This window comes from Lelliottia sp. F153, assembly GCF_002870005.1.
Taxonomy (GTDB): Bacteria; Pseudomonadota; Gammaproteobacteria; order Enterobacterales; family Enterobacteriaceae; genus Enterobacter; species Enterobacter nimipressuralis.
This window is the reverse complement of record NZ_PKFT01000010.1, coordinates 65,206-81,621: the sequence shown is the minus strand read 5'-3', so window position 1 is coordinate 81,621 and position 16,416 is coordinate 65,206. Positions and strand designations below refer to the sequence as shown.

Below are 16,416 nucleotides of genomic sequence, written 5' to 3'. Positions count from 1 at the left end.
CTGCGAATCACAGGGAGAAACCGATGACCATGTATGCCACGCTGGAAGAAGCGATTGATGCCGCCCGTGAAGAATTCCTCGCCGACAACACCAACGTCGAGGAAGAGGATGCGGACATCCAACAACTCAATATCCAAAAATATGTCCTGCAGGATGGCGATATCATGTGGCAGGCCGAATTCTTTGCAGACGAGGGGGAAGACGGTGAATGCCTGCCCGTGCTGAGTGGTCAAGCGGCTCAGGCGGTGTTCGACGGTGATTATGAAGAGATCGAGCTGCGTCAGGAGTGGCAGGAAGAAAACACCCTCCATGAATGGGATGAGGGTGAGTTTCAGCTTGAGCCGCCGCTGGATACCGAAGAGGGGCAAACCGCAGCGGATGAGTGGGACGAGCGTTAATCAGCCCTATTCGTAAGGGCCGTGCTGGGCGTCGATGGGCAGTAACAGCGTGTCGAAGACCAGCGAGAACGGCAGATCGATAATCGTGACATAACGCCATGCGGAGTCACGAACGTCCCATTGCACTCCGGGATAATACTGGTTGCCATGGCCCTGACCGGGAATGGTACGGCTGATAATGCTGCCGCAGCCGCTCAGCAGCAGCGCCATCATCACCACGATGAGTATTCGCATTCAAACCTCATATAAAAAATACCGGCCTTGGCCGGTATTTTTATTTTCGTTCGGCTTACTTCGCCTTCAGGGCCAGCGGGTTCAGCTTTATCGTCGAGTAGTAGTTCACCCACGAAGAGTATCTCTCCGGAGAGGACCATACGCGGTAGTGCAAACGCGCCATCGTCACAGGATCGCTTAACAGCACCAGACGGCGGTCGCGGTTCAGTTTTTCCGGCGTTTCGTTGAGCGCCTGCTCGATGTGGCGATCGCGGGCGATCTCCAGCACCTGGCTTGCACGGTGACGCGCCGTTGCCATTGCGGTGGCCAGGGCGTTAAACGACGGGTTAAACACCGCGTGAATAAAGCCATCATCCAGCGAGCGGCTGCGGTTCATTGCCAGATACTTGTCGGTATCCACCAGCACCTGCGGCGGGGAGTACTCTTCCGGGATCAGGAACAGTTTCCAGCGTTTGGTACGTAACCCCACCGTAGAACGGCTGGAAATCACGGAGACAAACGGCGACAGGATCAGCGAGAACACAATCGGCGCCAGCCAGAACAGGAAGCGTAAATCCAGCCACGCCATTCCGGCAGCCCACACCAGACCCAGCAGCATCTGCGAGCCATGACGCATAAAGGCTTCGCTCCACGGCGTGGAGTCATCATCACGCTGCGGCGAGTTCCAGACCACTTCCCAACCGAGGAACGCGCTGACCACAAACACCGTGTGGAACAACATTCGTACCGGGGCCAGCAGCACGGAGAACAGCACTTCGAGCAGCAGGGAAAGCGTCACGCGACAGAAGCCACCAAACTCTTTCGAGCCTTTGCACCAGATAAGAATGATACTCAGCAGCTTAGGCAGGAACAGCAGCACCATGGTTGACGCAAACAGCGCAATCGCCAGTTCAGGACGCCACTGCGGCCACACCGGGAACAGCTGGCGCGGTTGCAGGAAGTACTGCGGTTCGGTCAGGGCATGGACAACCTGAAGTGCGGTCGACAGGGCCAGGAACATAAACCACAGCGGCGCAGACAGATAAGACATGACCCCTGTCAGGAACACGGCGCGGTGAACCGGGTGCATCCCTTTAACCAGGAACAGACGGAAGTTCATCAGGTTGCCGTGACACCAGCGGCGGTCACGTTTTAACTCATCCAGCAGGTTCGGCGGCAGCTCTTCATAGGAGCCAGGCAGATCGTAGGCAATCCACACGCCCCAGCCTGCGCGGCGCATCAGCGCAGCTTCCACGAAGTCGTGAGACAAAATGGAACCCGCAAACGAGCCTTCGCCCGGCAGCGGTGCCAGCGCACAGTGTTCGATGAACGGCTGCACACGAATAATGGCGTTGTGGCCCCAGTAGTGGGATTCACCTAGCTGCCAGAAGTGGAGACCGGCGGTAAACAGCGGGCCGTAAACGCGGGTAGCAAACTGCTGACAGCGCGCATACAGCGTGTCCATACCGGAGGCTTTCGGCGATGACTGAATGATCCCGGCGTTCGGGTTCGCTTCCATCAGGCGCACCAGGCCAGTCAGACACTCACCGGTCATCACGGAGTCGGCGTCCAGCACCACCATGTAGCTGTACTGATTACCCCAGCGGCGGCAGAAGTCATCGATGTTACCGCTTTTACGCTTCACACGACGACGGCGGCGACGGTAGAAAATCTGCCCTTCGCCCTGCACTTCCGCGATGAGTTCCATCCACGCTTTTTGCTCAGCCACGCAGATGTCCGGGTTGTAGCTGTCGCTCAGGATGTAGACGTCAAAATGCTCGGCGTTGCCGGTCGCCTTTACAGACTCCCAGGTCGCGCGCAGGCCCGCGAATACGCGGTCAACGTCTTCGTTACAGATAGGCATGATCAGCGCAGTGCGGTGCTCGGGATTTAAGGCTTCATCCCCGACCGTCGACGCTGAAATGCTGTATTTGTCACGCCCCATCAGCAGTTGCAGGAAGCCCATCAGCGCGGTCCAGAAACCGGCGGAGACCCAGCAGAACAACACCGCAAACAGCAGGAGGATCCCACTCTGCAGAATGTACGGCAGGAGCTGCATGAAGGAGACCCACAGATCCTGTCCAACCATGTCGGCCGGATTGATCAGCGCCCAGCCCTGATAAGGCAGGATGGTTTTCATGTACCAGGTGGCGACCACGGTTTGCGCCAGGGTCAGAACCAGCAGGGTGTAACGACGAAGGGTGCCGACGGTACGCCACTTCTGCTCAGACGCCTGCTGTTCTTTGGTCAGGCGAGACAAATAGCGCGGCGCCACATCGCGACCGCGAAGACGATCCCAGAAGCGGCCCACCGGGTTGGTGCGCCACGGGTCCGGGAACATGGAAGAGCGCGTCGCTTTCGGCATAGCCTGCAGCTGGGTGCGCCCCTCATCGTCTTTAACCAGCTGCCCTTCTGCCAGCGAATCCGGCCAGGCCTGCTCCAGACGCGCCTTGACGGAACCCAGTGGCGTATCGTCATCACGGGTAAATTCGTGATGCTCGCCATCCAGCGCGGTATGAACCGCGCGGATGTCGCTCTTAGGCAGCGCCGCTTTCTCAATATCTGTCAGCGGCATGGCATCGATATATTCAGATGTATTATTCATTGGCAGGTAGCTGATAGCTCCAGGTTTCACTCAGCGGCTGATCGGCATTGACCAGCGCAGCGCGCATTTCAGTGGTCTGTTTAGGATCTTTCACTTTTACGCGCAGGGTTAAACGCCACCCTTTGGTTACCGGGTTGTAACGCACGGTGCTCTCAACGATTTCACCATTGTCACCGATGCTGGTTTGCGCCGTGACAGGCGTATCCGGCGTCAGTTTTTTCATATCCTGACCGGCGAAGTCGACCACAAACGCCACGGTGCCATCAGGCTGGCGAATGAGATTCGACTGCTTCACATCGCCCGTTGAGCGACGCGTCTGCATCACATACGCGTTGTCCGGCGCATGCAGTTTGTCTTCATCGCGGCTGAAGGTGATGGTGTACTTGAAGTTCATCTCTTTGCCGGCTTCCGGCAGTTGATCCGGCGTCCAGTAAGCGACGATATTGTCGTTGGTTTCATCGTTGGTTGGAATTTCAACCAGCTCGACTTTCCCTTTACCCCAGTCCCCTTTCGGTGTGACCCAGGCGCTTGGACGCAGATCGTAACGATCGTCGAGATCTTCAAAGCGAGAGAACTGACGACCGCGCTGGAGCAGACCAAAGCCCTGCGGGTTTTCCATCGCAAAGCTGCTGACCGCCAGGTGTTTAGGGTTGTTCAGCGGACGCCAGATCCACTCGCCGTTGCCCGCAAGAATAGACAGGCCGTTGGAGTCGTGCAGTTCCGGGCGGAAGTTGGTCGCCGGAGACGGCTGGTTCGGCCCGAACAGGAACATACTGGTCAGTGGCGCAACGCCCAGTTTGCCCACCTTGTCGCGCAGGTAAACTTTGGACTGCACGTCGATAACCGAGTCACGACCTGGAATGATCACAAAACGGTAGGCACCGGTCGCACGCGGGGAGTCCAGCAGTGCGTAGATAGTCAGGCGTTTGTCCGTCGGTTTTGGACGCTCGATCCAGAACTCACGAAAACGCGGGAATTCTTCACCAGACGGCAGCGCCGTGTCGATTGCCAGACCACGCGCAGAGAGACCGTAAACCTGGCCGGAACCGATCACGCGGAAATAGCTGGCCCCCAGCATGCTGACAATTTCGTCGTTTTTATCTTTGCTGTTGATGGGGTAAAGCACTTTAAAGCCTGCAAATCCCAGGTCTTTAACGGTGTCTTTATCGTGTTTCACATCGCCAAAATTAAAATAATCCGGGTTGTACTTGATCTTACGCACCGCAGTAGCCGTCACCTCATTGATGGCAACCGGGGTGTCGAAATACATACCCTGATGATAAAACTCAAGCTTGAACGGGGTTTTAATGTTGTTCCAGTACGCTTTATCGTGATTGAACTGGATCTGCTGATAGTCCGCATATTTCATGTCGCGGAAAACGGAGGGCAGGTTACTTTTTGGCGCCTCATAGCCTTTGTCGGCCAGCGATTTTGCCTGTTTTGCGACATCATCGATGGAAAAAGACCATGCAGAAGAGGTATACAGTGACAACAATACTGCTGCACCTAACCAACGCATTTTCATCATTTGTGGTTTATGTTTCATAATAAGTAAGCACTTCCCCCTTTGTGTGCTTAATTCGATCCGATCCATTTTACTGGAAATTCAGGCAATCCGACAACATTATCACTGCTTTGTTCAGCGGCTGGCTCATGGATTAAGCAACGAGAAGAACCCACTCTTCACTTTGCGTGCTTATCCTGGAGACAGGGTGTCGGTCTTGGTGTAGGGTTGGCTTCGAATGTAACCACTATTAGCCTTATGGATAAGGCGAAAAGTCTGAGAATGCACAAAGTTATATGACCACTGTACCTGTACAACGTGAATATTTCCTCGACTCGATCCGGGCATGGCTGATGCTATTGGGGATCCCATTTCACATCTCACTGATTTACTCCAGCCACACCTGGCACGTTAACAGTATAGAGCCATCATGGTGGCTGACACTGTTTAACGATTTTATTCACTCCTTCCGCATGCAGGTGTTCTTCGTCATTTCTGGCTATTTCTCCTACATGCTGTTTATGCGCTATCCGATGAAGCGCTGGTGGAAAGTGCGCGTCGAGCGCGTCGGCATTCCGATGTTGACCGCCATCCCGCTGCTGACACTGCCCCAGTTCATCATGTTGCAGTACGTAAAAGGCAAAGCGGATAACTGGCAAAACCTGTCGCTGTATGAAAAATACAACACCCTGGTCTGGGAGCTGGTTTCGCACCTGTGGTTCCTGCTGGTGCTGGTAGTGATGACGACCGTGAGCCTGTGGATTTTCAGCAAGTTGCGCCGCCATCTTAGCCGCCATCACGAATCGCATTTCCCCCACCTCACCTATGGCAAGCTCTCCCTGCTCTTCCTGGTGCTGGGTATCGCTTACGGGGCGATTCGCCGTATTCTGTTTATGGTTTATCCGCCGGTACTGAGCGATGGGCTGTTTAACTTCGTCGTGATGCAAACCCTGTTCTACATCCCCTTCTTTATGCTGGGTGCGCTGGCATTCATCTCGCCGAAGCTCAAAGCGCTGTTCACCACGCCATCGCCATGGTGCGCCGTAGGTTCAGCCCTCGCCTTTGCGGCCTATCTGCTCAATCAGCGTTATGGGAGTGGCGATGCGTGGATGTACGAAACAGAAAGCGTGATTACGATGCTGCTGGGGCTGTGGATGGTGAACGTGGTGTTTGCGCTGGGGCATCGCCTCCTGAACTTCAAATCCGCGCGGGTGACCTATTTCGTCAACGCGTCGCTGTTTATCTACCTGGTTCACCACCCGCTGACGCTCTTTTTTGGTGCATATATCACCCCGCACATTCGTTCTAACGCATTAGGCTTTTTCACCGGTCTGGTGTTTGTGGTGGGGATTGCCATCCTGCTGTACGAAATTCATCTGCGAATTCCCCTGCTGCGTTTCCTATTTTCCGGTAAACCGCAAAACAAAGCGGAGAGCGTCAAAGCCGCTTAACGCCCCTGTCGCGCCGGGCCTCCGGCGCGTCTACAGCAGCCATTCCACCGGCAGCCACCAGGCGAGCCGCACCAGCACCCGCTGCCAGAAGCGCGTTTTCGGCTCTTTCTTGAGGACAATCTCCTCGCCCTCTTTTTGCTCCACCCAGTTTAAACGCCCGAATTTATCCAGCCGGATTTGCCACGCCTCATGCTGACGGCTTTTCAGAAAACGTCGGTGGATCAGGCGCGCCAGGGTTTCGCTTTCAATGACAAACCCCATTTCGGTATTCAGCATCGTCGAGCGCGGATCAAAATTCAGCGAGCCGATAAACACTTTTTCGTTATCAATGCTGAAGGTTTTAGCATGTAAGCTAGAGCCGGAATTCCCGGTCAGGCCGCGATCCCGAAGGCCTGGGACAAAATCCTGCGTCGGTTTCAGTTCGTAGAGTTCAATCCCATGACGCAACAGTTTTTTGCGCCAGCGGGCATACCCCGCATGCACCACCGCCACATCGTTTGCTGCCAGCGAATTGGTGAGAATCGCGATTTTGACGCCCTTGCGCACCATTTGCAGCAGTAACGCGACGCCGGCGCGGGTCGGGACAAAATAGGACGAGATAATATCGATCTGTTCAACCGGCGAGCCCATAACATCCAGCAGACGTTGTGGCAGCAGGGAATGACGTTTCGCCCGCCCTAGCCCCTTACGCGGATCATCGCTGAGCAGACGAGTTTTCGCCCAGATAAGCGGCAGATTGCGCGCTTCAAGCCGGGTGATGAACTGGCTGGATTCGAGTTTATCCAGGTACCGCTGGGTGATGTCATTCTGATACCACTCTTCCGGCGGATGGAGACGCATTTCAATCTCCTCCTCCGACAGCTCAAGCACCTGCTTCAGGGGCGAGACGCAGGCGCTGTTCCAGTAGCGTTCGAAATCGTCCGTGACATCCGCCACCACAGGCCCGATGGCCATCACATCCAGATCGGAAAAGAGCGGCGCCTCCCCTGCCCCAAAATAGGCATCCCCGACATTTCGGCCCCCCACAATGGTCGCTTCACCGTCGACGGTGAAACTTTTATTGTGCATTCGGCGGTTAAGTCGGGCGAAATCGGTGAGATAACCCAGCGCGCGCAGGGTGCGGAAAGAGAAAGGGTTAAACAGCCGGACGTCGATATTGGGATGGGAATCAAGCAGGCGCAGGATAGTATCCAGCCCCTGCGTATTGTTGTCGTCAAGCAAGAGCCTGACCCGCACGCCGCGCGATGCCGCAGCGAGTAGCACGGAAAACAGCAGACGCCCCGACATATCGTCTTCCCAGATGTAGTACTGCACATCCAGCGTCTTCTCGGCCATTTCCGCAAGCCTGTAGCGGCAGGCAAACGCGTCCAGGCTGTCATCCAGAGGAAGCAGCCCACACATTCCCGGATGTTCGGCATTGACGGGCGCGATAGCACGCCCGAGTCGCGTGTTATGCGTCGAGATCCTCTCCTCGCTGGGTAAGGAGTCGTTGGTAAAGTCGGGCATTTTCGTCATCATAGCAAACAAAGTATACCCGTTCCGGTAACGGCTTGCGGGTGAGATAGTCTGAAACCGTCGTCACCGCGATGGCCGCCGCAGCAGCCTTGGGAAAACCGTAGACACCGGTGCTGATCGCCGGGAAGGCGATAGTTTGATAGCCATTGGCGGCCGCCAGGCGCAGACAATTCAGATAGGCATCTTCCAGGCTTCGCGCCTCATGATGCTCTCCGCCCTGCCAGATCGGGCCTACCGCATGAATAACTGCTTTAGCAGGCAGATCGCCTGCAATCGTAATCACCGCATGTCCTGGCGCTAACTCACCCTGCTGCTGACGAACAATTTTACAGGCTTCCAGCAGCTGTGGCCCGGCGGCGCGATGAATGGCACCGTCGACGCCGCCACCGCCCATCAGCGATGGATTGGCGGCATTGACAATGACATCAACGTGCTGCGTGGTGATGTCCCCGAGGACAACTTCAATGTGCGGTCTCATATCTAACCCTCTACTACCCATCTCTTTGTTAAGTGTATAGCAGCGGTCAGTTGGGAAGAAGTAATTGATAAGAAAAGCCCTCCGGTCGTGAAACGGGAGGGCTTTGTTTTAGCGATAACTGACTTGCAAAACAGCCAGCGTTTTTTCCGGATTGATATATTTCATACTTACCGTGGCGACATCTGGGTAAGGGTTGTGTCCCCGCAGGGCATCACCGTAACTTACCTGGGTGGTTTGCACGCGTCCTTCGTGCGGGCATGACAGCGCAAACTGATTATTGTGTGGTGAAATCTCACAGGGGTCTTCCACAATTGCCCCGCGAAAATGAATCACACCGCCGTTAACCGTTGTCGCAGCTAATGCTGGAGTCAGTGCCGATAAAACAACAATACCTGCTGAAATAATACTTTTTACTATGGACGCTGCCATGGTTGGCTCCTCAATGAGAAATCATCCTTGAGGGGTCACGCATTCCTTATTCAAATCATAGAAACATTCATTGGGAACCGCCAAATTATCCAATATATTGATTTCGTGAATATTTCATTCAGAACCCGGCCATTGTTGCGATAAATGAAGCGATTGCCCGTCAGAGACATTAACGACAATTCTCACGGAATCTTTAGGGTTAATATTCAGACTCAGACGGGTTAAATCGATCGGTTGATTCGCGGGAATAGAAAGGGTGCTGCGCTGGCTAGACGTACTTTGACCCCCAAGCCCTTCCCGAGAAGAAATAATTTGCACCTGACACACGCAGGGTTCAGTCAAAATAACCTGAGGAATGATGGTGGTCATATCCCCGTCGTGGGTGGTTTTAAAGGTGATCTGGCTCGAGAGCGCAGCAAGGAGTAATAAGGTGTGCATGATAAACTCCCGAAAAAAAACAGGGCAAATGCCCTGTTTTTTTGTAGTACAGATTCGAAATTAATACTGATGCGCAGTCGCGTTGTTGCCGAAGCCAACCTGATGCACAGTTACAGTTGACCCGGAAGCGGTCTGGTCCACTGCCGCGCCGTTGCCGCCGCCGAACTGTTTAACACTGATGGTGGAGTCTTTACTGTTCCACTGATCGAGGGTTGCGCTGTTACCAAAGCCTTTCTGCAGCAGGTCAATGGAACTGTCATCAGAACCTTGTCCTACATCAGCACCGTTACCGCCGCCGTGCTGAGTAATAGTCAGGTCAGAATTTTTAGCGTCAGTTTGCAAGGCAACAGCTGAGTTGCCGCCACCGTACTGGTAAATGCTCAGAGTTGAGTTCGGGCCGCTATTACCGCCACCCCAACCACCACCGCCGCCGCCATATTGTGGAACCGCACCAGCCAGAGCACTGCCAGAAACTACGATTGCTGCAATTGCTGCCACTTTGAAAAGTTTCATGGTAAACCCCCATCGGATTGATTTAAGTCGTCGTAAATAGTCAGCGTTGGATAACGCGAATTGCCATTTGCGACTGTCTCTGTACTACAACTGCTGTTTTTTGCGTACCATACTGGGTAATATTCGCTTTGTTACCCGAGCCTTTCTGGATAATCATCGCGGTATTACCAAAAGCCCCTTGCTTAATACTCGCATCATTGCCGTTACCGGACTGATCGATATAAGCGAGGTTATAAGTCCCTGATTGATCAACTTTCGCTCGGTTGTTCCCGCCATCCTGAGAAACAACGGACAGTAATTTAGAACCGCCCTGGCGAACGTCAGCATTATTACCTGAACCTTGTTGACCAATAATGGCTGCCTGATTATATGAAGACTTGCTTAATTCATTAATCGCGAAGTTATATTCCGAGACTGCCAAATCCGGACCTGCCGCGATCGCTAACCCAGGCGCACCCAGTAATGTAAACATCATAAATAACGTTCTGTTTTTCATGTTGTCACCTGGACCTGGTAATAAATAAATGGCTTGGTGTTAACGCGATTCGTTTTTTGTTAACGCCGCGTTACGATGAAGAGTATGTCTACCGAAACAATTTAAATATCTCACCCGCGAGTGTTATTTTTATTTAATGGGTCACCTCAAAGTATTAATTAATGCCAAAATTACCAGTCAACAGCGTAAGTTAGTTTTTTAAATATTATTTTGACAGCCTGTTTGCGCTTCGTTAAGGAAGCGCTTATCGCCCCCGTCGCGTCTGCCATTTGCGCTTCGTCGACAACATTCCGCGACACCTCTGTCACAAGACGTACGATTTCTTAAGAGCTTTCTGTTAGCATGCAAAGTCTTAGACTTTTCATCTCACTCATACCTGTCACGAGTAAACACAAAATAATCAATTGATATTAAAAACAACTGATTGCAATAATTTGTATGATTTTTAAAATGTGTGCAGCATTATTATCATGTACAACTTTTTTATCATTACTGAACTTTTAAAGCGCCTTAAATTCACAAATTAATATTGATTTTTACATTCTGTTACACCATTAACACTTGATTTAAAAATCGTAATAGCTAGATTGAAATCAGCAGTACGAATTATTTTTAATATTTACCTCCTCCTGGAGGTTATGGTCTGATTCTACACACAGCAGTGCAACATCTGTCAGTACTTCTGGTGTCCCCCGAATATATCGGGGGACAGCTGCCAGGTGTTATAAAAAAAGTGGGGTTTCATCATGTTTAATGAAGTCCATAGTTTACATGGTCATACATTACTGTTGATCACAAAGCCTTCTTTACAAGCGACAGCCTTATTACAACATTTGAAGCAGTCTCTGTCATTGAACGGGAAATTGCACAATATTCAACGTTCTTATGATGATATTGCTCCTGGCAGCATCATTCTCTTCGATATGATGGAAGCTGATAAAAAGCTTATCCATTACTGGCAAGATAACTTAAGCAGGAAAAACAATAATATCCGCGTGTTATTATTGAATACACCTGATGAGTATCCTTTCCGGGATATTGAAAGCTGGCCGCATATCAACGGCGTCTTTTACGTCACTGAAGACGAGACGCGTGTGGTGGAAGGGTTGCAGGGTATTTTACGTGGAGAGTGTTACTTTTCACAAAAACTGGCCAGCTACCTCATCACTCACTCCGGAAATTATCGCTATAACAGTTCAGAGTCGGCTTTGCTGACGCATCGCGAAAAAGAGATTCTGAATAAATTACGCATTGGTTCTTCAAATATTGAAATCGCCCGTTCGTTATTTATCAGCGAAAATACAGTGAAGACACATCTCTATAATCTTTTCAAGAAGATAGCTGTTAAAAACAGGACTCAGGCTGTTTCATGGGCAAACGATAACCTCAGGCGTTAATAACATGAAACGCACGTCGAGTTGGATCGCGGCAGTCGGCTTTCTGCTCGCTGCCGGAAATCTTCACGCTGTTGAAGTGGAAGTGCCCGGATTATTAACTGACCACACCGTCTCATCTATCGGCCACGATTTTTATCGGGCATTTAGCGACAAATGGGAAAGTGATTATCCAGGCAACTTAACAATCAATGAGCGGCCCAGTGCTCGATGGGGAAGCTGGATCACCATAACGGTTAATCAGGACGTGGTGTACCAGACATTTTTATTCCCAACGAAAAGAGACTTTGACAAAAACATCAGTTTTGCACTGGCACAAACTGAAGAAGCGGTAAATCGTCTGCAAATCGATAAGGCTCTGCTGAGCACTGGCGATTTAGCAAAAGATGAATTCTAGCGATATTAATCTCCGGAGGCTGTAATGCGTCTCGCACACACAGTGATTTCGTTAATGCTGATTGCACCGTTAAGCTGGGCCGGGAATATGACTTTCCAGTTCCGTAACCCAAACTTTGGTGGCAATCCAAATAACGGGGCTTTTATGCTCAATGAAGCCCAGGCCCAAAACTCCTATAAAGACCCCAGCTATAACGATGACTTTGGTATTGAAACACCGTCTGCACTGGATAACTTTACGCAGGCTATTCAGTCGCAAATATTAGGTGGCTTGCTCACGAATATTAATACCGGCAAACCTGGCCGCATGGTGACCAACGATTTTATTGTCGATATTGCCAATAAAGACGGGCAACTGCAGCTGAATGTGACCGACCGGAAAACGGGCAAAACGTCCACCATTCAGGTATCGGGTCTCGCAACCGATTCAACTGATTTTTAAACAACCACGAAATAAGGACAACAATCATGCAGCGCTTACTGATTCTTGTTGCAGTGTGCTTATTGAGCGGTTGTTTAACTGCTCCACCTAAAGAAGCCGCTAAACCCACGCTGATGCCCCGGGCGCAAAGCTATCGCGACCTGACGCATCTGCCGGCGCCAACCGGTAAGATATTTGTCTCGGTTTATAACATTCAGGATGAAACGGGCCAGTTCAAACCGTATCCGGCAAGTAACTTCTCGACGGCTGTTCCACAAAGTGCCACCGCCATGCTGGTGACTGCGCTCAAGGATTCACGCTGGTTTATTCCTCTGGAACGCCAGGGGCTGCAAAACCTGCTGAACGAACGCAAAATCATTCGTGCGGCTCAGGAAAACGGCACCGTTGAGGTTAATAACCGCGTACCGTTGCAGTCGCTGGTTGCCGCAAACGTCATGGTTGAAGGCTCGATTATCGGCTACGAAAGTAACGTGAAATCGGGCGGTGTCGGGGCGCGTTATTTCGGTATCGGCGCGGACACGCAGTACCAGCTCGACCAGATTGCCGTCAACCTGCGCGTGGTTAACGTGAGCACCGGTGAAGTGCTGTCGTCGGTCACCACCAGCAAAACGATTCTCTCCTATGAAGTTCAGGCCGGTGTCTTCCGCTTCATCGACTACCAGCGTCTGCTGGAAGGTGAAATCGGCTACACCTCGAATGAACCGGTGATGATGTGTCTGATGTCGGCCATCGAAACAGGGGTTATTTTCCTGATTAACGACGGGATCGATCGCGGACTGTGGGATCTGCAGAATAAAAATGACGTGAAAAATGAGGTCCTGGTGAAATACCGCGAAATGTCGGTGCCTCCAGAATCCTGATACAGAAAGCCCAACGAAAAAGCGAGGCGCTAAGGCCTCGCTTTTTTATTTGCTCAATACCGTGCCGTTTTCCTGCGCCCGCTCTCGCCGGGCCGCCAGCCACAGTCCGCTGTTTTTCATCGCGTAGCCAAACACCAGTCCCAGAAGGAGCGACGGGATAATCATTTTCCAGTCGCCTTGCCCGGCAAAGGTCGCGCATGCGCCAATGAAAGTTCCAGGAACAAAAGAGAGCAGCAGGTGTTTTGCCTGAATGCACATCAAAAAAGCCACTACGCCAGTCATCATATAGCCGACGATCTCAAGATGCGGCGCAAGCGCGCTGCCGTGCATGATAATCAATGCCCAGACAACGCCGCTCATCATGGTGCAGCCCGAGATAAACAGCCCTTTCAGTCCGCCCTGCGGGCAGGCGAAGTAAGCGGTACAGCCGAGGAAACCCGCCCAGCTGAGCAGTCCCAAAGTCACGGCAACCCATCCCCAGATTCCGGAGAGGATCCCTGTCGTAATGGCAATGGAAAGTAATATATTCATGGCGCGCATTTTATCAGATACGCGCCAGTGAAATGAGATCACGAGCACATTTTGTTCAAATCAAAATGTATCGTTACATTGAATATGTGATTTAAATCACTCTTCGTTCTCTTCCTGTAATTCGTCCCACATGGCGGAGATCGCTTCACGGGTCAGCGGCGCCATGGTGCGCCAGAAAGGAGATGTGGCATGGGCTTCAATCTTACCGAGGAAAGCGCCGCACCAGGGGAGAATGTAATCGCCAAACAGCGTTTCCAGAGCTTCGCTTTCATCGTCACCGGCGTGATCTTCAATCCACGATGCCGCCAGCAGCAGCGTGCCGATATGGTCGGCAGGCGCATCGCTCAGGGGCATACCGCGCTCGGAAAGGAACGCGCGCACTTCAGATTCCGTCGCCCCCTCTTCCCAGGAAGAGCGATACGGTGAAACGCTCCCCTCTTCGCCCACAAACAGGGCGTTATAATCCGCCGAAATCTGCTGCATATCGCAGCTCTTTTGCAGGCGTTGCAGTAGCTCGTCCTGCTCCAGCGGCCAGTTGTCCGCAAGCTTACCTTCGCGAATCAGCGTAAAGAGCGGAACCAGCAGCGGATCTTGCGGCTGGCGATAGTACAAGGTGCCCAGTACGCGGCAAAGGATTGAAAACTCGTTCATTTATTTATTCCATGACTGTATTAAAGTTCAGCAAATTCAGCGATCGGTGGCATGCCACGCGATTCGAGGAAGTCCAGCATCCGACGCGGGGTAACGTTAAGAATACGCTCTTCCGGGAACCCGACTTCATCTAACACTTTCCGGCACTCGCCAAATTCCCCCAGCGTAAAGGCGGTGTGGGAATCAGAGCCCAGCGCCACCATTCCGCCAGCATCACGCACCGCCGCCGCCACTGCGCGACAGTTGGCTTCGCTGCCAATACGCGAATGGGTAAAGGAGGAGTTATTGATTTCCAGCGCCACGCGGTGTTTTGCCGCCGCCTGGGCGACCGCCTGAATGTCGATTGGGAATTTCGGGTTGCCAGGGTGGCTGATAATGTGGACGTTACCGCTGGCAATCGTCGCGATCATCGCCTGAGTGTGGGTCTTTTTATCCTGAGGAGCAAACACCGGTTCATGAAAACCGGCGATAATCAGATCCAGAGAGGTGAGCATCGGGCCAGTACAGTCGATCTCGCCGTCCGTATTTTTAATGTTCGCCTCAATGCCGCGCAGTATCCCGACGCCATCCACCAGACGAGGCCAGATGCGCATATTTACAAAGTGCCAGTAGTGCGGCGCATCAGCCATATCCGGGCCGTGATCGGTGATCGCAAAAAGCGTAATCCCTCTCAGTTTGGCTTGTGCGATGTAGTCATGAAGGGTGCTGTACGCGTGGGTGCTGGCGACGGTGTGCATATGCAGGTCTACGGGATACATCTCTCTCTCCTCTGATGTTTTACCCCAAGGATAGCAGGTATACCCGGCGAATATCAGCAAAAACCCGGCAAAAGCCGGGTTGCGGTTAGTAGCCTCGCTGCCTGTCGACCTGTCCGGTCGCTGCTTTCCCCTGCTCCAGCAGCGCTATCGTGCGAGCGATGTAATCCACGGCTTCTGCCGGGCGGGTGACAGCGGCAATATGCGGCGTCATCGCCACGCGCGGATGCGCCCAAAGCGGGCTCTCTTCCGGCAACGGTTCACGGCTGTAGACATCCAGCATCGCCCCTTTCAGCTTACCGCTGTCGAGCGCTTTAAGCAGATCCGCTTCCACCAGATGCACGCCGCGCGCCAGGTTCATCACATAGCTTTGATCCGGCAGTTGGTTCAGCAGATCCTGATTGATAATCCCGACCGTCTCCGCCGTATTCGGCAGCAGGTTGATCAGCACGCGCGTGCCTTTCAGGAAGGCCGGCAGTTCGTCATGACCGGCAAAACTCTCCACGCCAGGATAGGTCTTTCGCGTGCGACTCCAGCAGCGCAGCGGGAATCCCCACGGCGCGAGGGCTTCCGCCACTTTTGAACCCAGCACGCCCGCACCCAACAGCCCGACGGTAAAATCTTCGCGCTGATAATCGGCTAACGGCTCCCAGCGCGATTGTTGCTTCAGCGCCTGATAGTCGTCAAAACGGCGGAACCAGTGCAGAACCTGACTCACCGCGTATTCCTGCATTTGCTGGCCCATACCGGTATCTTCGAGGCGGAACAGGGGAATATGTTCTGGCAACATTTCCGGATGCGCTTTTAATTTGCTCAGGATGGAATCCACGCCCGCGCCGAGGGCAAAGACCGCTTTCAGATTGCGCCCCTGCAACATCTCCACCGGCGGATGCCAGACGAGCGCATAATCCGCATGTTCGTTATCGCCCCGCTTCCATTCACGCACGCGCGCGCCCGGAATGGCTGTCGACAGCGCCTTAATCCAGTAAGGGGTATCAAAAGTCGGGTGGTAAAAGATGATATCCATAAATGACTCCTGCTTTTTATTGCGATGTTTTATATGTGTTTTCAAGAGGATTATCAGGATAACAAATATTGCGCAGGGTGTGTTGATGATAAAAAAAGCGCTTTCAGCACATTCAGGAATCACATTGCTGAAACTTTATCTAAACACGCCAAATAACTGAAAAAGTTGATTGACGGCGATGCCCCTTTTACTTACATTAGCGCCCGTCCCAGCAACAACGGGATGACAATACGGTGAGGTGTCCGAGTGGCTGAAGGAGCACGCCTGGAAAGTGTGTATACGGCAACGTATCGAGGGTTCGAACCCCTCTCTCACCGCCA

Annotated in this window: 19 protein-coding genes and 1 tRNA gene; 7 read left to right on the top strand and 13 right to left on the bottom strand. The window is 52.6% G+C overall.

Annotated features, from left to right (window positions below):
- The first annotated feature begins 23 nt into the window (after window positions 1-23).
- Window positions 24-398: a MysB family protein gene (locus F153LOC_RS18815; RefSeq protein WP_100780621.1), complete on the top strand. Its 375-nt coding sequence runs from the start codon at window positions 24-26 to the stop codon at window positions 396-398.
- Window positions 399-404: 6 nt separating this feature from the next.
- Here the strand turns inward: F153LOC_RS18815 and F153LOC_RS18810 are convergent, their stop codons facing one another.
- From F153LOC_RS18810 to mdoG, 3 genes are read right to left on the bottom strand one after another with little or no spacing between them, the layout of a single operon-like run.
- Complete coding sequence (locus F153LOC_RS18810; RefSeq protein WP_100780622.1) at window positions 405-632, bottom strand: YceK/YidQ family lipoprotein; 228 nt, start codon at window positions 630-632, stop codon at window positions 405-407.
- A 55-nt stretch (window positions 633-687) separates the two neighbouring features.
- Window positions 688-3,216 (bottom strand): glucans biosynthesis glucosyltransferase MdoH, encoded by a 2,529-nt coding sequence (gene mdoH / locus F153LOC_RS18805; protein WP_102105554.1) that lies wholly within the window; start codon window positions 3,214-3,216, stop codon window positions 688-690.
- Window positions 3,209-4,744 (bottom strand): glucans biosynthesis protein MdoG, encoded by a 1,536-nt coding sequence (gene mdoG, locus F153LOC_RS18800; RefSeq protein ID WP_100780903.1) that lies wholly within the window; start codon window positions 4,742-4,744, stop codon window positions 3,209-3,211. The genes mdoH and mdoG overlap by 8 nt, the downstream gene beginning before the upstream one ends.
- A gap of 272 nt (window positions 4,745-5,016) precedes the next feature.
- On the opposite strand from mdoG, the gene mdoC reads away from it, so the two are divergent.
- The gene (gene mdoC / locus F153LOC_RS18790; RefSeq protein ID WP_102105555.1) at window positions 5,017-6,171 is read left to right on the top strand and encodes a glucans biosynthesis protein MdoC; all 1,155 of its coding nucleotides are present in this window, start codon (window positions 5,017-5,019) and stop codon (window positions 6,169-6,171) included.
- Between the two features lie 30 nt (window positions 6,172-6,201).
- On the opposite strand, the gene F153LOC_RS18785 is transcribed toward mdoC, so the two are convergent.
- The 6 genes from F153LOC_RS18785 to csgB form a co-directional block, all read right to left on the bottom strand.
- Window positions 6,202-7,686 (bottom strand): phospholipase D family protein, encoded by a 1,485-nt coding sequence (locus F153LOC_RS18785; RefSeq protein ID WP_199174681.1) that lies wholly within the window; start codon window positions 7,684-7,686, stop codon window positions 6,202-6,204.
- A complete protein-coding gene (gene ymdB / locus F153LOC_RS18780) occupies window positions 7,622-8,164 on the bottom strand; it encodes an O-acetyl-ADP-ribose deacetylase (RefSeq protein WP_100780626.1) in 543 nt (180 codons plus the stop codon). Before ymdB ends, F153LOC_RS18785 begins: the two co-directional genes overlap by 65 nt.
- A gap of 108 nt (window positions 8,165-8,272) precedes the next feature.
- Entirely contained in the window at window positions 8,273-8,593 is a 321-nt protein-coding gene (locus F153LOC_RS18775) for a type 1 fimbrial protein (protein WP_102105557.1), read from the bottom strand.
- A 114-nt stretch (window positions 8,594-8,707) separates the two neighbouring features.
- On the bottom strand, window positions 8,708-9,031 hold the full coding sequence (gene csgC, locus F153LOC_RS18770; protein ID WP_100780628.1) for a curli assembly chaperone CsgC: 324 nt from the start codon (window positions 9,029-9,031) through the stop codon (window positions 8,708-8,710).
- A 60-nt stretch (window positions 9,032-9,091) separates the two neighbouring features.
- Window positions 9,092-9,544 (bottom strand): curli major subunit CsgA, encoded by a 453-nt coding sequence (gene csgA / locus F153LOC_RS18765; protein ID WP_100780629.1) that lies wholly within the window; start codon window positions 9,542-9,544, stop codon window positions 9,092-9,094.
- 40 nt (window positions 9,545-9,584) lie between these two features.
- Window positions 9,585-10,040: a curli minor subunit CsgB gene (gene csgB / locus F153LOC_RS18760; RefSeq protein WP_100780630.1), complete on the bottom strand. Its 456-nt coding sequence runs from the start codon at window positions 10,038-10,040 to the stop codon at window positions 9,585-9,587.
- A gap of 746 nt (window positions 10,041-10,786) precedes the next feature.
- Here csgB and csgD point away from each other — a divergent pair.
- From csgD to csgG, 4 genes are read left to right on the top strand one after another with little or no spacing between them, the layout of a single operon-like run.
- Window positions 10,787-11,437 carry a biofilm master transcriptional regulator CsgD gene (csgD, locus tag F153LOC_RS18755; protein ID WP_100780631.1) on the top strand — a complete coding sequence of 217 codons (651 nt, stop codon included), beginning with the start codon at window positions 10,787-10,789 and terminating at the stop codon, window positions 11,435-11,437.
- 4 nt (window positions 11,438-11,441) lie between these two features.
- Complete coding sequence (gene csgE, locus F153LOC_RS18750; protein ID WP_100780632.1) at window positions 11,442-11,831, top strand: curli production assembly/transport protein CsgE; 390 nt, start codon at window positions 11,442-11,444, stop codon at window positions 11,829-11,831.
- A gap of 24 nt (window positions 11,832-11,855) precedes the next feature.
- Complete coding sequence (gene csgF / locus F153LOC_RS18745; protein WP_102105558.1) at window positions 11,856-12,272, top strand: curli production assembly/transport protein CsgF; 417 nt, start codon at window positions 11,856-11,858, stop codon at window positions 12,270-12,272.
- Between the two features lie 26 nt (window positions 12,273-12,298).
- On the top strand, window positions 12,299-13,132 hold the full coding sequence (gene csgG, locus F153LOC_RS18740) for a curli production assembly/transport protein CsgG (protein WP_100780634.1): 834 nt from the start codon (window positions 12,299-12,301) through the stop codon (window positions 13,130-13,132).
- 45 nt (window positions 13,133-13,177) lie between these two features.
- On the opposite strand, the gene F153LOC_RS18735 is transcribed toward csgG, so the two are convergent.
- The 4 genes from F153LOC_RS18735 to ghrA form a co-directional block, all read right to left on the bottom strand.
- Window positions 13,178-13,663 carry a DUF1097 domain-containing protein gene (locus F153LOC_RS18735; RefSeq protein WP_233210380.1) on the bottom strand — a complete coding sequence of 162 codons (486 nt, stop codon included), beginning with the start codon at window positions 13,661-13,663 and terminating at the stop codon, window positions 13,178-13,180.
- Between the two features lie 96 nt (window positions 13,664-13,759).
- On the bottom strand, window positions 13,760-14,314 hold the full coding sequence (locus F153LOC_RS18730; RefSeq protein ID WP_102105560.1) for a molecular chaperone: 555 nt from the start codon (window positions 14,312-14,314) through the stop codon (window positions 13,760-13,762).
- Window positions 14,315-14,334: 20 nt separating this feature from the next.
- Window positions 14,335-15,072 (bottom strand): phosphatase, encoded by a 738-nt coding sequence (locus F153LOC_RS18725; RefSeq protein ID WP_102105561.1) that lies wholly within the window; start codon window positions 15,070-15,072, stop codon window positions 14,335-14,337.
- Window positions 15,073-15,157: 85 nt separating this feature from the next.
- A complete protein-coding gene (gene ghrA, locus F153LOC_RS18720; protein WP_102105562.1) occupies window positions 15,158-16,096 on the bottom strand; it encodes a glyoxylate/hydroxypyruvate reductase GhrA in 939 nt (312 codons plus the stop codon).
- A 232-nt stretch (window positions 16,097-16,328) separates the two neighbouring features.
- Between ghrA and F153LOC_RS18715 the strand changes: the two genes are divergently transcribed.
- A tRNA-Ser gene (locus F153LOC_RS18715) sits at window positions 16,329-16,416 on the top strand.